This is a genomic window from Paenibacillus sp. FSL H7-0942, from assembly GCF_045040715.1.
GTDB classification, from domain to species: Bacteria; Bacillota; Bacilli; order Paenibacillales; family Paenibacillaceae; genus Paenibacillus; species Paenibacillus amylolyticus.
The window spans coordinates 6,511,531-6,526,990 of the sequence record NZ_CP150279.1 but is presented as its reverse complement, the minus strand read 5'-3'; the positions used below and the strand labels follow the sequence as shown (position 1 = coordinate 6,526,990).

Here is a 15,460-nt window from a genome sequence, read left to right as displayed (position 1 = left end):
AATCTGGGGATAACAGCGATCGGAAGGTTATTCTGTCATCGGAGTGGTAAGTGTAAATATTCTTTAGTTCAACTTATCATTTGCAGCAAGCAACCAATTACCGTATAGGAGTTGAGAACGGATGAGTGAAGCGCAAAATCGCATCATTCTGGACGTGGACACGGGGATTGACGATGCACTGGCGATTTTGCTGGCCGTCAAAAGTCGGAAGTTGGACATTCTCGGCATCACCACAGTCTGTGGGAACGTATCACTCCAGCAGGCAACAGAGAATACATGCAAAATTCTTGAACTCGCGGGTGCACCAACGATCCCGGTCTTTGCCGGAGCAGCTGGGCCGCTCACTCGCAAGTCTCATTATGAACACCGGGTACATGGACAGGACGGATTGGGCGGTGCGCTGCCTGATCCGGCCGTGTCTAAGAAAGCCGAGGAAGGTTTTGCGCCAGACTTTATCGTGGAGCAAGCCAAGTTGTATCCCGGCGAACTGACCCTGATCATGACCGCACCCTTAACTAACCTGGCACTCGCGCTGATGAAGTGTCCTGAATTGCCTTCTTTATTGAAGGAAGTCATCTTCATGGGTGGCGTAGTTCGTGGACATGGCAACATTACACCAACCGCCGAGTACAACACCTACGCTGATCCAGAGGCCGCACGCATCGTACTGCACGCAGGCATCGAGAAGCTTACTCAAGTCGGACTGGATGTGACGCGTCAAACATTGCTGAATGAAGCAACGATTGAGCGTCTCACTGATCCTGCACTGCGCGCATACGTTGCTCAAAGCACGGAGATTTACATCAACCGTTACGAACAAATGAACGGCGTCCGCGCTTGCGCTTTACATGATCCACTAGCCGTGGGCGTAGCCCTCGCTCCTGAACTGGTAGGACGTAAATCGTATTACGTCGATGTCGAAACCGCCAGCCGCTTGTGCGATGGCCATATGGTATGTGACTTCCAAAACCGTTTGGGCGAGCAGCCCAACACGCTCGTCTGCGAAACTGTAGACGCGGAAGCATTCCTTGAACTGTTTATCAACGCATTAAACGCATAGTTGCTCTGCCCCAATTAGATATTTATACGATTGCGGAGAGTGCAGAACCGATCTGGAGAAGCGAAGCGTTCCCCTTTATCCCCCGATTTTTACCTATGAAAGTGAATCAATAAATCGGGGGATAACAGGGATCGAAGGACGGTACTGCAATCGGAGTATTCAAGTATCAATCTCGAATTAAATTTACAAGTCAGGAGTATCGCGATGAAGAAATCAGTAATCTACTGGCTATTGCTGCCGGGATTCGTGTTTTTGGCGGCATTTATGATCATTCCGATTGTCCTGACGATCGGGTCGACGTTTTTCCAAGAAAACTCCTTCACGTTTGAAGGATACATGCATTTTTTCAGAGACCCATACTTTTTGAAAATATTGCTTACGACGCTGCAAGTCAGCGTGGTCACCACCATCGTCTGTGTGGTGCTCGGATTCCCGACAGCTTATTATATTTCGCAGAAAGCGCCGCGCCGCAAAGGCATTTTGCTGGCACTGGCGATCTTCCCACTGCTGACGAGCCCGGTCGTGCGCTCGTTTAGCTGGATGATTATACTTGGACGCAAAGGGCTGATCAATAACACCCTTGTTGGCCTGGGTATCGTGGACAAGCCGCTGGACATTCTGTACACGCCGGCAGCCATGATGATCGGTCTGACGCATCTGTTCCTGCCACTGATGATTATCTCTCTGGTCGGTGTGCTTGAGAACATTGACGGTGACCTGCTCAAAGCAGCACAAAGTCTGGGTGCATCGCGCATTACGGCATTCCGCCGGGTCGTGTTTCCACTTGCTGTGCCAGGGCTTGTGATCGGAGCCGTGCTTGTCTTTGTCGGAAGCCTGACGGCGTATACTACACCTGCCCTCCTTGGAGGCAAGCAGCGTGTAATTGCTACGTTCCTGTATCAAAACGCCATGACCCTCAACGACTGGTATCTGGCCTCGGTTGTTGCCGCGATTATGATTGTGATTACATTTGTCGTGGTCGGTGTCATGAACAAAATGGCCAAAACTTTAAATCCGAAGGGGTAGACATATGCGGGAGAAACATATCGGGCTGGGCCTGTTCAGTCTGCTGGTCTTTATCTTTCTGCTGGGCCCGCTTCTGATCATATCGGTCACTTCGTTTGAACCGGGAACGGTACTCAAATTTCCGCCGGAAGGGTTCTCCTTCCGCTGGTATGAGAATATTTTCAACACAGGCGGATTCCTCCGCACATTCCAGACGTCCATCATCATTTCCTTACTGGGGAACTTGTTGGCACTGGTGCTCGGAGTACCGGCTGCGTATGCACTTAGTCGTTACGATTTCAAAGGCAAGTCCGTGCTGAACGCACTGTTCCTGTCCCCGGTGTTGATCCCGGGAATCGTGCTTGGTTTTACATTGATGAAATACCTGATCGTAATTTACCATCTGCCGATGTATCTCGGATTGTTGATTGGTCATACGATTATCATGCTTCCATTCATTATTCGGGTTATCGCGTCGAGTCTGTCGAGCTTTGACTTTGCAGTGGAAGAAGCTGCGCTGAGTCTTGGTGCGGGACGGGTAAGAACGTTCTTCACGATCGTGCTGCCTAATATCCGCTCAGGAATTATCGCTGCCGTGCTGATTGCCTTCTTGGAGTCCTTCAACAACGTGGACATCTCGGTGTTCATGACCGGACCAGGGGTAAGCACATTACCGATCCAGATGCTGACGTATGTGGAGAATTATTTTGACCCAACGATTGCAGCGATTTCCGTGCTGTTGATGGTACTGACCGGACTATTAATGTTCGTGATCGAACGGATCATGGGCGGATTTTCATACTTTACTAAACGTTAATTGGAGGCGCAGAACGCTATGGCATTGCTGACATTAGACCACGTATCCGTGGCATACGATAAGCAGACAATCCTGAAGGATTTTCAGTTGGAGCTGGAAAAAGGTAAACTGCTCTCCCTGCTCGGACCGAGCGGTTGCGGCAAAACAACTACGCTGCGCCTCATCGCCGGATTTCTGGAAGCATCACAGGGCAAGTTTATGTTCGGCGGCAAGGATTATACGAAGGTTCCGGCGAACAAGCGGAACTTCGGATTTGTATTTCAGAGTTATGCGTTATTCCCGCATCTATCTGTCTATGACAACGTGGCCTTTGGCCTGCGGATGCGCAAGGTGAAAGACAAGGATATCTCTTCCCGTGTGATGCGAATCCTGGAAGTCGTTAACCTGAATGGATTTGAGAAACGTTTTCCACAAGAACTGTCCGGTGGACAGCGTCAGCGTGTAGCCATTGCTCGTGCATTGGTCATTGAACCTGACCTGCTCTTGTTCGACGAACCGCTCAGTAACCTGGATGCCAACCTGCGCCTCAACATGCGGGTGGAGATTCGCCGCATTCAGCAAGAGCTGGGCATCACAACGCTGTATGTCTCTCATGACCAGGAAGAGTGCTTCTCGATCTCGGATCAGGTAGCGATTATGAACAAAGGCGTGGTTGAGCAGCTCGACCGCCCGGAAACCATTTTCAAATATCCGGCAACGGAGTTTGTAGCACGATTCATCGGGTTCCATAATTTCATTGAATTCGCGGAGCGCAGTGATGCAGGCGAATTAATCACACTGAGCGCAGGTGGACGCACATTTACAGCAACCGCACATCCTGGAACAGCACGTCCTGGTGCACGTAAAGGCGCGATTCGCCCGGATGATTTGATTGTCAGTGGAGATACCTCTGCGGATGTGGTGAACGCCTTGCCGGGCATTATCAAGGTCAGCACGTATCTGGGACGCAGTTATCAATATGTAATCGAGACGGAACTTGGTGACTTTACAGCAAATCAAGAGATGGAAACACCATACCTTAGCGGGCAACGTGTTAGCCTGATCTTCCCACAAGACAAGCTTGTACTGGTGGAGTAGTCGTGAATGTAAGGAACAGTATTAAGAAATAAGAGCAACAAAGAAGGCATTTCATGCGAAGATTCCGGGCGAGGCAGTGGTACGCAATCAAGTGCAGTATAACTGATTAAAGTGCAGGTTCATTGTCCGGTTCGCATCGTGGTGAAATGCTTGTGAAGAAGGAGATTATGCCCCATGCGTGCAGATCAACTGATTGTGAATGTACATGTGTATAACAGTTATTATAAACGGTTTGAAATGAACAACGTCGCTGTATTGGACGGCAGATTTCTATATGTTGGACCCGGCGGACCTGAGATGATTCAGGCAGACGAAGTCATTGATGCGCGGGGAAGATACATGATTCCTGGCTTGATCGATATCCATCTGCATATCGAAAGTACGATGGTGACACCGGAAACCTTTTCTCATGGTCTGATTGGCTGCGGGGTAACATCGATTGTCGCAGAGCCGCATGAGATGGCAAATGTGTTCGGGCTGGAAGGTGTGCAGGAGATGATGGCTGTGAGTCGGGACACCACCGTGGATATGTTCTATGCGATCCCAAGTTCCGTTCCGGCAACCCCGATGGAGACAACAGGCGGTTCAATCGAGATTGAAGATATGGACGTGTTGCTCGCCACTGGCGAGATCATCTGTCTGGGTGAGATCATGAACTATGTCGATGTCATCCGTGATCCGGAGTGCAAGACAAACCAGATTTTACAGCATATTCGCAAAAACTATCCGGATCTTGTGATCGAAGGACATACACCGAAACTGCTTGGACTTGATCTGCATCGACTGATCTACGCAGGTATTGATTCCGATCATACTCATCAGAGCATTGAGGGATTACAGGCTCGGATTGCGGCAGGTATGTTTATTGAAATTCAAGAGAAATCAATGACCCCGGAAGTCATGGAGTACCTGATTCAACATGATGTGGCGCAGCATTTCTGCTTCGTAACAGATGATGTAATGCCGGATTCACTGGTGGAGCGTGGTCATCTGGATCATATCGTACGCAAGGCAATTCAGATGGGGATGCGTCCGGAAGACGCGATTTATGCAGCAACATCAACCCCTGCTTCCCGGATGAAAATGACCGATCGTGGCAGCGTTGCCCCAGGCAAAGTAGCCGATTATGTGTTGTTATCTAACCTGGAGGAGCTCGCTATTGATCAGGTGTACAAAAACGGCCGCAAAGTTTATGACGGTTACGAACCGTATAAGCAGGAACGCATAACCGGGCAGTTCCCACCTCATTTCTATAAGAGTGTACAGTTGGAGAAGCTGGGCGTAGCAGATTTTGCAATTCAGTTGTCAGACCCGAAAGTCAATGGATCAGGTATTGATCTCGCTGGTGAAGGTGAGCACCAGTGCCGTGTCATGATGGTGAAGGATGGTTCTACCTTTGTGGAAGAGCATATTGCACCGGTTCAGTCCTCGGATGGTGAATTACGCTGGGAAGAAAGCGGATATGCGCAGATCGCGACCTTTGAACGTTATGGTGTGAACGGCAATCGTGCACATGGTCTGATCGGTGGAGACACTATCAAACGTGGTGCTATTGCAACGACATATTCACACGACAATCACAACCTGCTGGTTGTAGGACGTAATCGTGAAGATATGATATTGGCAGCTAACACGGTAATTTCGAGCCAAGGTGGTTTCTGTGTGGTGGAAGATGGTAAGGTGCTATCCCATCTGGAACTTCCCGTAGGTGGAATATTGACGGAAGAACCACTCGCAGTAGTATCCCATCAAGTGAAGGAACTAAGAGCAGCGATGTTGTCTCTTGGATATGTGCATTACAACCCGATCATGTCGATTAGCACGCACTCTCTTGCAGTAAGTCCGGCGCTGAAGATTACGGACTATGGCCTGATTGATGTGAATGCAGGTAAGGTTGTATCGTTGATTGTTTAATCTGAGAAAACACCCCTGCTCACAAGTGTGAGCAGGGGTGTTTCTCAATGTATTAAAAATAATCGTCAGCATGTCTTCAATAAAGTGTGCTGCTCTTCATATCGTATATCGTTTGCTTATGATTATAATAATTTCTCTGGATTCTTTACTTTTATTGAAACAACCTCACCGCAATCTAAACAAACCGTAAATACTCTTTCCGAACCTAGTGCCATTTTCTTGTCCAATGGACGAAGATTGATGAAGTCCGAGGCTTGTACGAAAGACGTGCCTCCGCAATCCGTGCATTTCTTTTCAGAAGTATTCATCGCGTATTCCACCTTTTAGTAGTTAGTGTTTAATGTGTTATTAGATAATTGTATTCCATTAAATGGAATGAAGCAATCATCTATATGCCAGCTGAATAATGGGCTAATCCTCCCATGGAATTAATGTATCTCCATAGCATGATGTTTCATGGTTTGGACGAGGCATAGGAATACATATATAGTAAGAAGAGAATGTTTGGATGCAAAAGCAGGAGGATAGACAACCATTATGAATGAAATAAATAATGCTAAAACGATATTTTTCGACGTAGATGATACGTTATATGATCACTTGCAGCCACTTCGTGGCGCTTTGCAGGACGTTCTCGGCCTGCCGGATGATTTCCCTTATGCTGAGGCCTATCATCGTTTTCGTTATTATAGTGACTGGCTGTCTGCACAAGAAGATCTGTCCGCTGTACCAGAAACGGATGGAGTAGAGCGAATGCGCCGTCGGAGGTTTGAGTTGACGATGGAGGAATTTGGACTACCCCTACAATCGGGACAGGCTGAAAAACTGCAAGCACAGTATATGAGCAGACAGTTCGAGATTGTACCTTTTGAAGGAGCGTATGAGTTAATCAGAAGGCTTCAGGCAGAAGGCCATACCGTTGGTCTAATCACCAATGGAGAAGGAGAGCATCAGCGCCGCAAGCTTGAAGCACTGGATGTGCTCAGTCTCGTGGACGAGCATCTGGTCTTTATCTCCGGTACGACTGGTTATGCGAAGCCGGATCGCAGGTTGTTTGAATATGTGAGTAAGCAGTCCGGGACAGATGCCCGTTCCAGCTATTACATCGGAGACTCGTGGCGTAATGATGTGGTAGGTGCAGTGGATGCAGGTTGGACAGTCATCTGGTTTAACCATCGGGAGGCGCTGCCGGAGTCCGATCATCAACCTCATTTTGTAGCATCAAGCTATGAAGAGATCAGTCGTATCCTGACTTTTGAGTGTGTTCAAGCTTAAGGAGATTTATGTTTAAAGGAGCAGTCTTGGTACCGTCTTAGGTGCAGGTCTGCTTTTTTATATTATACCTTCTATAAAGGCATCATTAACGAGGTGTCTAACTCTTCGCTTTCAATTACAATTGCCATGAGTCCAGCTTCTGTTTTGGTTTCGTGCCATTCATGTTTATCCCAGAGAACCGCTTCGCCACAACGAACTTTGATGTATTCATTTGCTTCCCCTCTAACCCAACCCTCTCCACTTACGATTAAAAGGAGTTGAGGAACTACAGCTTGATGATAACCTATGACCCCACCCTCAGTTAAATGCATACATCCAATATGAGCTGCTTTGTTGGTCTGCGTTATACGTGACATTACGAAATTAGAATCGAATTTGGTAATCTTCTTCCCTGACTCTTGTTTAAATTGAAATATCCTCATGTGTACCTCCGCAATAGTGACTAAGTTAACTTCCTATAATGGTAACTATCTTTATGATGGGTATCATCCTATTTCACTAATTTATGGATAATCCGATCAGATGAGTCTATCATAACTCCAATAGGTTGGGGAGAGTTTGCTTAAAATCATCTTTTTTAATTAGCCTGTTCCAACGTTTCTATGAAGCTGTACTTCATGGAATCTTCATTTGAAAGAGTAGTTCAGAGCCTTCCCAAACAGGATATGCGGTGTTATAATTAAAACAAGATTTAGATTAAGTCTAAATTAAAAAGAAGCGAATCAAAGCAATCCATTATAAAATTCAAATTCTATTTTTATATTCGAGAGGGGATAAATTCCATGAGCACAATCCAAACTAGAAACAACACTTTTACTAACAACGCCACAGCACTTCAAGAGGTCCTGAACCGTCAGATCGCAGGTTGGTCCGTGTTGTACACGAAACTGCATAACTTCCACTGGTATGTTCAAGGACCTCATTTCTTCACACTGCATGCCAAATTCGAAGAACTGTACAACTTGGCTACGGCAAATATGGACGAAGTTGCAGAACGTTTGCTTGCTATTGGTGGACGTCCGGTGGCTACAATGGCTGAACAGCTGCGTCTGTCTCCAATTGAAGAGGCACAAGGACAGTTGTCTGCTGAGCGTATGGTAGAGTCGGTAGTTGCTGATCTGCGCACAATGGTGGAAGTGATTCGTCAAGGCATTCACGAAGCAGGAGAAGCGGAAGATAATGCAACAGAAGATATGCTGATTGGATTCACCGCTGCCCTGGATAAAGAGGTCTGGATGTTAACCGCATTTCTGAGCAAATAAGCAAAGTCACCCTACATCCTGACAACGATATGTAGAGTCCGTGAACAAAGTGTCCGTTCGCTTACAAATCCGGTGCGCTTGCCGTATAATGATGGCATTCAAGATGTACAGAATGGTGGAATGAACGATGCGGTCAGACCTGGAACAATTGCAGGAAGAAGCTGAACGGTTTATATATACATGTTATGAAGAGCTGGGCCATTCGCGTGAAGACGCAGAGGCCCGGCTTGTTGCCGTTATGGGAGAGATCGAAGTAACTGGTACTTATGTGCATACCACAGAGGAATTGGAGCAGGGTTGTAAAATGGCATGGCGGAACAGCAACCGCTGCATCGGGCGTCTGTTTTGGGATAAATTGCGGATCGTGGACGCCCGTCACGCTGATACGGCAGGAACGGCAGCGGAAGCTGTGCTGAATCATATCCATGTGGCATCCAACGGTGGCAAAGTAATCCCGATGATTACCATCCTTCCAGCGGATGGGCCGAATGGAACTCCGGTACGCCTCTGGAATCATCAGCTTATTCGTTATGCGGGATATGAGACAGAGCAAGGTATTATCGGAGATCCTGCTTCGGTGGAGCTGACCAAGGCGGCGATGTCACTTGGCTGGCAAGGGGCAGGTAGCCCCTATGATGTGTTACCGCTCATTATTCAGGCACAAGGACAAGCCCCAGAGTGGTATGTTGTGCCAGAAGAAGAGATTGTGGAAGTTCTTATTGAACATCCGGAGCAAGCGGAAATTGCCGAGCTGGGCATGCGCTGGTACGGTGTGCCGATGATTGCTGATATGCGACTGGAGATTGGCGGTATATCTTATCCAGCAGCACCATTCAATGGTTGGTATATGGGTACCGAGATCGGCGCCCGTAATCTGGCGGATACGTTCCGGTATAACAAGCTGCCTGCGGTGGCGGAAGCGTTTGGATTGAATACGTCGAGTGAAACGACGCTGTGGAAGGATCGTGCGTTAGTTGAGCTGAATGTGGCTGTGCTGCATTCGTTCAAAAAAGCAGGTGTGAGCATTGTGGATCACCACACGGCGGCAACGCAGTTCGATTTATTTGAACAGCGGGAAGAGAAGGCTGGGCGTGAACTGACCGGAGATTGGGTGTGGCTGATTCCGCCAGTATCCCCGGCGACAACACATATTTTCCACAGCTCCTATCGTAATGAGATCGTGAAGCCGAACTTTTTCCATCAGGATCAGGCGTATACCCTGAAAGATGGCGTGGCATCTGCCGCAGAACTGCGAAGCAGTGAGCAGCAGAATGCACAGGTAGAGAATCACCAGCCGCAGGCCGGAGATGCACCAATGAAATGCCCGTTTGCACACTAAATTGTGCAGACGGGTTATTTTTTGTGATCCTTTTTTATCAAACGAAGAACTACCCCTCTTTCAATCGATATCGACTGCGCATCACAGCCTGAACTACAATGGCAACAGCAATCAGCACCAGATTAAACACAAACACGGAGTACAGCGAGCCAACTTCCATAAGTAGCGCTGCAACCAGTGGAGACACGATGGAGCCGATCTCGGCAGCAGAGACAATTTTGCCTATGACAGAACTTCGACTCTCGTCCGGGATATGATCACCAATATGAGCAAAGAACGAATCCATGTAACATGCACCGCCAACCCCGCCAATCAACATGCCAACGTAGACCCATAGATGGGAGGACGTGCTTAGAAATACAACAACTTCGATTCCAATCAGGAACATGCCGAGCATGCAAAGCAACAGACGATCGCCTAACCGGTCAGAGAGATGACCAACAAAGGGAGCAGCGGCGAGCGTAGAGATCCCGGAGACGGTGAAGGCGAGACTGGTGGCAAACGGGTCCCAATGCATGATGTGAGCTGCATACAGTGCAAAATAGGTGAGAAATACGGCATAGGCGCTCATCTCCAGAAAATGTACCGTACCGTAGCCAACAAGCTGTTGCCGCCTGGTGAACCCTGTGTATGGGCCAGTTGTTGTTGATTCGGGAGCTTGGTTGGATTGGGAGGTTAAGGAGGTATCCGCAGCTTGCGTATGCAGTGCATCAGATGTTGTTGAAGGTAAAGGAGGGGTGTCATCCGTGTGGAGCACCGGGTGTGCTGAGTTGACCAGAGGTTCCTGCTTAACAACACCCGAAGGACCTTCTAATAGAGGATCACTTAGCGTATCCCCAGACTCATGACTAGCTCTAGCTTGCGCAGTCGTCTTCATCCCCATCGCAGCGACCACGGCCATCAGACAACATACGGTAACGAGTAAAAAAGGCACCGACAATGGCCAGTGCAGCGCGAGCCAGCCACTTATGACCGGTCCGAGCACCATGCCGCCGCCCTCACTACTGCTGATATATCCATTGTACAGGCCGCGGTTGTCTACATTACCCTCATCTCCGATGATGGAACGTACGACCACGGTAAGGCCCGTGGAAGCGAGCCCCTGTAGAAGTCGGAGCAGGCCGAATAACACCGCAGCAGTAGACAGCGCGAAGCCGCCCATACAGACAGCGAGCAGTATCAGCATGAGGATGAGAGCCTTTTTACCACCTAGTTTCTTATAAATTGCCGCTGCAGGAACGCCACCAATTACTTTCCCCACATAAAAAAGCGCAAAAATAACCCCCATCATCCAGCCGGACAGGCCGAATTCTTCAATAAACAAAGGAAATAGGGGCAGGATCATGAATCCGCCCATCTGACTTAAGAAACAAATGGTCATCAGCAAAGGCAGGTTACGACGAATATCCAAGAGCCAAGACTCCTCTCACACATAAAATGGAATCCTAAAATCCTTCATTTACTCCATATGGGTACGTATTATCGACATTACCCGTAATGTATGCAGAATTTTTGAAAATAAGAAGAAATGACACGCGGCGTTTACATCAAAACCATTGCGGATATACCTGAATCATATATAATAGATGGGTTATCTATAAGGATGCATGAACGAAAAGTGTACAGACTTAAGAGGTACCTCAAGTATAAGGGGGCGATGTGAAGCATGTCAGAACAACAACCGATTATCCGCTTCGAAGCGGTGACTCAGCAATACGATCAGGATGAAGCCGTATTGAAGGCGGTCAGCTTTGAGATTGAGCGGGGTAAATTTTATACGCTTCTCGGCCCATCGGGCTGCGGGAAAACAACGATATTGCGGCTGATTGCCGGTTTTGCGGAGCCGACACAGGGCAGTATTTATTTTAACGGTGCGCTCATCAACCGAGTGCCTGCCCACCAACGGCAGGTGAATACCGTATTTCAGGATTACGCGTTATTTCCACATTTGAATGTATTTGAGAACGTGGCTTTTGGTTTGCGGATCAAAAAGATGAAAACGGCTGAAATTCGCAGCAAAGTGTTGGAAGCCCTCAAATTCGTCAATCTATCCGGGTATGAAAACCGGGAAATTGGCGAAATGTCCGGCGGACAACGACAACGTGTCGCGATTGCACGCGCCATTGTGAACGAACCTGAAATTCTGCTGCTGGACGAGCCTTTGTCAGCACTCGATCTGAAGCTGCGGACCGAAATGCAGTATGAACTGCGGGAGCTGCAACAACGACTGGGTATCACGTTCATTTTTGTCACGCATGATCAGGAAGAAGCCTTGGCGATGTCCGACGAGATTTTTGTCCTGAATGGCGGCGTGATTCAACAGAGCGGTACACCGAATGATATCTATGATGAGCCGATTAACCGCTTTGTGGCAGACTTTATCGGGGAATCGAACATTGTATCGGGCAAAATGAAGCAGGACTTTGTGGTGGAATTCGCTGGCGCACAGCACGAGTGTGTTGATCAGGGTCTCCAGCGGGACGAGCCGGTAGAGATTGTCATTCGTCCAGAGGATCTGGAGATTACAACCGAAGACCAAGGCAAGCTGAAAGTCAATGTGGACTCCCAGTTATTCCGCGGGGTGCATTACGAGATATCCACGTACGACGATGCGGGCAATGAGTGGCTTGTTCATTCAACGAAGAAAGCCGTTGTAGGCGCACGGATTGGACTGTATTTTGACCCGGAAGCGGTACACGTCATGCGCTTTAACGAGACCGAAGAAGAGTTTGACAAACGACTCGAAGCCTACCAAGAGGCCGCTCATGCAGACTAAGGCCAGCACACGCAATGCGTATCTGATTCCATATGTATTATGGATGGTGTTGTTTGTTGTGGCGCCGGTTCTGCTGGTCATCTATTATTCATTTTTCGATGTGGAGGGTAACTTCACGTTTGGCAACTACGCCCGGTTCTTTACACCGGTGTACTTGCAGATGACGCTCAGTTCGTTCTGGTATGCATTTCTGATTACGGCGTTCTCACTGCTTATCTCCTACCCGACGGCGTATATGCTGACCCGGACGAAGCACAAGCAGCTATGGTTGCTGCTGATCATTCTGCCAAGCTGGATCAATCTCTTGTTAAAAGCGTATGCCTTTATCGGCCTGTTCGGAACGTACGGTCTGACCAACTCTCTACTTGAAGTAGTGGGTATTGGTACACAGCAGATTTTGTTCACCGATTTCAGCTTTATTTTTGTCTCGGTGTACATCTTCATTCCATTCATGATCCTGCCAATCTTCAATGCGCTGGAAGAGATGAATCCATCGTTGATCTATGCGGCGCGCGATCTGGGAGCCTCATCGTGGCTGACATTCCGCCGGGTTATCTTTCCACTGACGATTAGTGGAGTGAAATCAGGCTGTCAGGCTGTATTTATTCCTGCGCTGTCTCTGTTCATGATTACCCGCCTTATTGCGGGGAACCGTGTAATTACGCTGGGAACAGCGATCGAACAGCATTTTCTCGTCACCCAGGACTGGGGGATGGGTTCAACGATTGCCGTCTTTTTGATTATTGCGATGGCGATTATTATGTTCCTGACTGGATCAGGCAAGAAGGAGGTGCGTAATGGGAAGAAACGGAAAGCTGTCTAACGTCTATCTAGCCGTTGTATTCGCCATCCTGTACGCACCGATTGCGTATCTGATCTTCTACTCCTTCAACAGCGGCGGGCACATGCGCAGCTTCGAAGGATTCACACTCGAATGGTACAGAGAGGTGTTCGCCGATACTCGGCTGCTCATCATTGTGCTGAATACATTTATCATTGCGCTCCTGTCATCAGCAATCTCAACGATTCTTGGTGTAGCAGGGGCACTGGCGATCTACCATGTGCGTCGCAAACGGACCAAGAACACGCTGCTGTCACTCAATAACGTGCTGATCGTGAGTCCGGATGTCATCATTGGTGCGTCATTCCTGATCCTGTTCACCATGATTGGCATCAAACTGGGCTTCACCTCGGTTCTGCTGTCTCATATCGCATTCAGCGTGCCAATTGTTGTAATCATGGTACTGCCGAAGCTGCAGGAGATGAGTCCAACTCTGATGGACGCGGCACGCGATCTGGGTGCTGGTTCATGGCAGATTCTGACGCGTGTGGTGTTGCCATACGTGAAACCGGGTATTTTTGCCGGATTCTTCATGGCATTGACGTACTCGCTCGATGATTTTGCAGTAACATTCTTCGTCACGGGTAATGGATACTCCACACTCTCGGTAGAGATATACTCCAGAGCAAGGCAGGGCGTTTCGTTGTCCATCAATGCTCTGTCCACCCTATTGTTCCTGCTGACCGTGTTGCTAGTTGTTGGATATTACTTCATTAACCGCCGTGCAACACGGATACCACCCGGAGGAAAGGGGCTGCGTCCATGAAGCAACTGGTACGGACATTTGCGATTGTTTTTGTGGCCGCCTTTGCCCTGATGATCCTGGCTTCGTATCTGAATAAGAGTCAGGGGTATTCTGGCGGCAACACGCTGACCATCTATAACTGGGGCGATTATATCGACCCTGATCTGCTCAAGGAGTTTGAGGACGAGACAGGCATTAAGGTTATCTATCAGACGTTTGATTCCAATGAAGCGATGCTGACCAAGATTGAGCAAGGGGGAACCACGTTTGATGTGGCAATTCCTTCTGAATATGCGATTAGCAAAATGAAAGAGGAAGACCTACTCGTTCCACTCGATCATAGCAAATTGACCCACCTGGATAACATTGATCCGCGGTTCATGGACTTGTCCTTTGATGAAGGCAACAAGTACTCCATCCCTTATTTCTGGGGAACGGTGGGGGTTGTGTACAATCCCGAACTGGTGGATGGATTAACGTTTGATAGCTGGAATGACCTGTGGGACCCGCGTCTGAAAAATCAAATCCTGCTCCTTGATGGCGCACGCGAAGTCATTGGGATGGGATTGAACAGTCTCGGGTATTCCTTGAACGATACCAACGAAAATCATCTGCAAGAAGCGCTGAAGAAGCTGTCTACATTGACACCAAACGTCAGAGCAATTGTCGGAGACGAGATCAAAATGTTACTCGCCAATGAGGAAGCAGCAGTTGGACTTGTGTGGTCTGGAGATGCGTCCGAGATTATGGATGAGAACGACAAGCTGGATTACATGGTGCCGGAAGAAGGCTCAAACCTCTGGTTCGATAACATGGTTATTCCGAAGACAGCGAGTAATATTGAAGGGGCTCACCAGTTTATCAACTTCATGTTGGACCCGGATCATGCCGCTCGTAATGCGGAGTATGTCGGGTATTCCACACCGAACGCCGAGGCGCTTAAGCTGCTGCCAGAGGACATCTCGGAGGATGAACGTTTCTACCCGGACGAGACACTGACAGGAAAGCTGGAGGTCTACGATAATCTGGGCAAAAAAATGCTCTCACATTATAACGACCTATTCCTGGAGTTTAAAATGCATAGCAAATAAGAGGTAATAGCATCTGATAACGATTCACCGTGGCTTATTAAGTAGAGTCAATAGCGTGTGAACAGTTCGTTAGATTCTGAAAAAAAACAAAAAGGGTTGCTGCTCGTCATTTCATTTGAATGACAAGCAGCAACCCTTTTTTTACCTACTTCAGAGCAATAGCGCTTGAAGTGCCATATAAGATGAACATTTAAGATCAAACGTTAACGGAGGGGACAGAACAAACGAAGGAAGCGAAGCGGTCGCCTTTATCAACGG

The 15,460-nt window shown here is 48.2% G+C and carries 15 protein-coding genes; 12 read left to right on the top strand and 3 right to left on the bottom strand.

Going from position 1 to position 15,460, the window contains the following annotated elements; translation table 11 throughout:
* Window positions 1-121: 121 nt before the first annotated feature.
* The 5 genes from MHI48_RS28560 to MHI48_RS28540 all read left to right on the top strand — a co-directional run bounded on the left by MHI48_RS28560 (window position 122) and on the right by MHI48_RS28540 (window position 5,873).
* Window positions 122-1,060 (top strand): nucleoside hydrolase, encoded by a 939-nt coding sequence (locus MHI48_RS28560; protein ID WP_076328687.1) that lies wholly within the window; start codon window positions 122-124, stop codon window positions 1,058-1,060.
* Window positions 1,061-1,264: 204 nt separating this feature from the next.
* Window positions 1,265-2,086: an ABC transporter permease gene (locus MHI48_RS28555; protein WP_036612869.1), complete on the top strand. Its 822-nt coding sequence runs from the start codon at window positions 1,265-1,267 to the stop codon at window positions 2,084-2,086.
* Window positions 2,087-2,090: 4 nt separating this feature from the next.
* Window positions 2,091-2,882, top strand: a complete 792-nt coding sequence (locus MHI48_RS28550; protein WP_017691790.1) for an ABC transporter permease — start codon at window positions 2,091-2,093, stop codon at window positions 2,880-2,882.
* A gap of 18 nt (window positions 2,883-2,900) precedes the next feature.
* On the top strand, window positions 2,901-3,959 hold the full coding sequence (locus MHI48_RS28545) for an ABC transporter ATP-binding protein (protein ID WP_036612866.1): 1,059 nt from the start codon (window positions 2,901-2,903) through the stop codon (window positions 3,957-3,959).
* Window positions 3,960-4,133: 174 nt separating this feature from the next.
* Window positions 4,134-5,873, top strand: coding sequence for an adenine deaminase (locus MHI48_RS28540; RefSeq protein ID WP_076328688.1), 1,740 nt, complete (start codon window positions 4,134-4,136; stop codon window positions 5,871-5,873).
* A gap of 122 nt (window positions 5,874-5,995) precedes the next feature.
* Here the strand turns inward: MHI48_RS28540 and MHI48_RS28535 are convergent, their stop codons facing one another.
* Entirely contained in the window at window positions 5,996-6,181 is a 186-nt protein-coding gene (locus MHI48_RS28535; RefSeq protein WP_047840795.1) for a hypothetical protein, read from the bottom strand.
* Window positions 6,182-6,410: 229 nt separating this feature from the next.
* On the opposite strand from MHI48_RS28535, the gene MHI48_RS28530 reads away from it, so the two are divergent.
* Window positions 6,411-7,148: an HAD family hydrolase gene (locus MHI48_RS28530; RefSeq protein ID WP_076328689.1), complete on the top strand. Its 738-nt coding sequence runs from the start codon at window positions 6,411-6,413 to the stop codon at window positions 7,146-7,148.
* Between the two features lie 71 nt (window positions 7,149-7,219).
* Here MHI48_RS28530 and MHI48_RS28525 read toward each other — a convergent pair whose 3' ends face one another.
* A complete protein-coding gene (locus MHI48_RS28525) occupies window positions 7,220-7,570 on the bottom strand; it encodes a cupin (protein ID WP_076328690.1) in 351 nt (116 codons plus the stop codon).
* A gap of 360 nt (window positions 7,571-7,930) precedes the next feature.
* Here MHI48_RS28525 and MHI48_RS28520 point away from each other — a divergent pair, with 360 nt between their 5' ends.
* Window positions 7,931-8,410, top strand: coding sequence for a Dps family protein (locus MHI48_RS28520; RefSeq protein WP_076328691.1), 480 nt, complete (start codon window positions 7,931-7,933; stop codon window positions 8,408-8,410).
* Window positions 8,411-8,537: 127 nt separating this feature from the next.
* Window positions 8,538-9,749 (top strand): nitric oxide synthase oxygenase, encoded by a 1,212-nt coding sequence (locus tag MHI48_RS28515; RefSeq protein ID WP_076328692.1) that lies wholly within the window; start codon window positions 8,538-8,540, stop codon window positions 9,747-9,749.
* Window positions 9,750-9,798: 49 nt separating this feature from the next.
* On the opposite strand, the gene MHI48_RS28510 is transcribed toward MHI48_RS28515, so the two are convergent.
* A complete protein-coding gene (locus MHI48_RS28510) occupies window positions 9,799-11,160 on the bottom strand; it encodes an MFS transporter (protein WP_051449526.1) in 1,362 nt (453 codons plus the stop codon).
* 255 nt (window positions 11,161-11,415) lie between these two features.
* Between MHI48_RS28510 and MHI48_RS28505 the strand changes: the two genes are divergently transcribed.
* Genes MHI48_RS28505 through MHI48_RS28490 form a run of 4 tightly spaced genes read left to right on the top strand, consistent with a single transcriptional unit; the run spans window position 11,416 to window position 15,202 of the window.
* The gene (locus MHI48_RS28505; protein WP_036612848.1) at window positions 11,416-12,525 is read left to right on the top strand and encodes an ABC transporter ATP-binding protein; all 1,110 of its coding nucleotides are present in this window, start codon (window positions 11,416-11,418) and stop codon (window positions 12,523-12,525) included.
* Window positions 12,515-13,348, top strand: a complete 834-nt coding sequence (locus tag MHI48_RS28500) for an ABC transporter permease (protein WP_017691799.1) — start codon at window positions 12,515-12,517, stop codon at window positions 13,346-13,348. Before MHI48_RS28505 ends, MHI48_RS28500 begins: the two co-directional genes overlap by 11 nt.
* Window positions 13,323-14,132 carry an ABC transporter permease gene (locus MHI48_RS28495; RefSeq protein ID WP_062836831.1) on the top strand — a complete coding sequence of 270 codons (810 nt, stop codon included), beginning with the start codon at window positions 13,323-13,325 and terminating at the stop codon, window positions 14,130-14,132. Before MHI48_RS28500 ends, MHI48_RS28495 begins: the two co-directional genes overlap by 26 nt.
* On the top strand, window positions 14,129-15,202 hold the full coding sequence (locus tag MHI48_RS28490) for a PotD/PotF family extracellular solute-binding protein (RefSeq protein WP_076328693.1): 1,074 nt from the start codon (window positions 14,129-14,131) through the stop codon (window positions 15,200-15,202). Before MHI48_RS28495 ends, MHI48_RS28490 begins: the two co-directional genes overlap by 4 nt.
* Window positions 15,203-15,460: the final 258 nt, after the last annotated feature.

Coding starts and splice junctions, on each gene's coding strand:
- MHI48_RS28560 (WP_076328687.1), top strand. CDS start 122: ATGAGTGAAGCGCAAAATCGCATCATTCTGGACGTGGACACGGGGATT.
- MHI48_RS28555 (WP_036612869.1), top strand. CDS start 1,265: ATGAAGAAATCAGTAATCTACTGGCTATTGCTGCCGGGATTCGTGTTT.
- MHI48_RS28550 (WP_017691790.1), top strand. CDS start 2,091: ATGCGGGAGAAACATATCGGGCTGGGCCTGTTCAGTCTGCTGGTCTTT.
- MHI48_RS28545 (WP_036612866.1), top strand. CDS start 2,901: ATGGCATTGCTGACATTAGACCACGTATCCGTGGCATACGATAAGCAG.
- MHI48_RS28540 (WP_076328688.1), top strand. CDS start 4,134: ATGCGTGCAGATCAACTGATTGTGAATGTACATGTGTATAACAGTTAT.
- MHI48_RS28535 (WP_047840795.1), bottom strand. CDS start 6,181: ATGAATACTTCTGAAAAGAAATGCACGGATTGCGGAGGCACGTCTTTC.
- MHI48_RS28530 (WP_076328689.1), top strand. CDS start 6,411: ATGAATGAAATAAATAATGCTAAAACGATATTTTTCGACGTAGATGAT.
- MHI48_RS28525 (WP_076328690.1), bottom strand. CDS start 7,570: ATGAGGATATTTCAATTTAAACAAGAGTCAGGGAAGAAGATTACCAAA.
- MHI48_RS28520 (WP_076328691.1), top strand. CDS start 7,931: ATGAGCACAATCCAAACTAGAAACAACACTTTTACTAACAACGCCACA.
- MHI48_RS28515 (WP_076328692.1), top strand. CDS start 8,538: ATGCGGTCAGACCTGGAACAATTGCAGGAAGAAGCTGAACGGTTTATA.
- MHI48_RS28505 (WP_036612848.1), top strand. CDS start 11,416: ATGTCAGAACAACAACCGATTATCCGCTTCGAAGCGGTGACTCAGCAA.
- MHI48_RS28500 (WP_017691799.1), top strand. CDS start 12,515: ATGCAGACTAAGGCCAGCACACGCAATGCGTATCTGATTCCATATGTA.
- MHI48_RS28495 (WP_062836831.1), top strand. CDS start 13,323: ATGGGAAGAAACGGAAAGCTGTCTAACGTCTATCTAGCCGTTGTATTC.
- MHI48_RS28490 (WP_076328693.1), top strand. CDS start 14,129: ATGAAGCAACTGGTACGGACATTTGCGATTGTTTTTGTGGCCGCCTTT.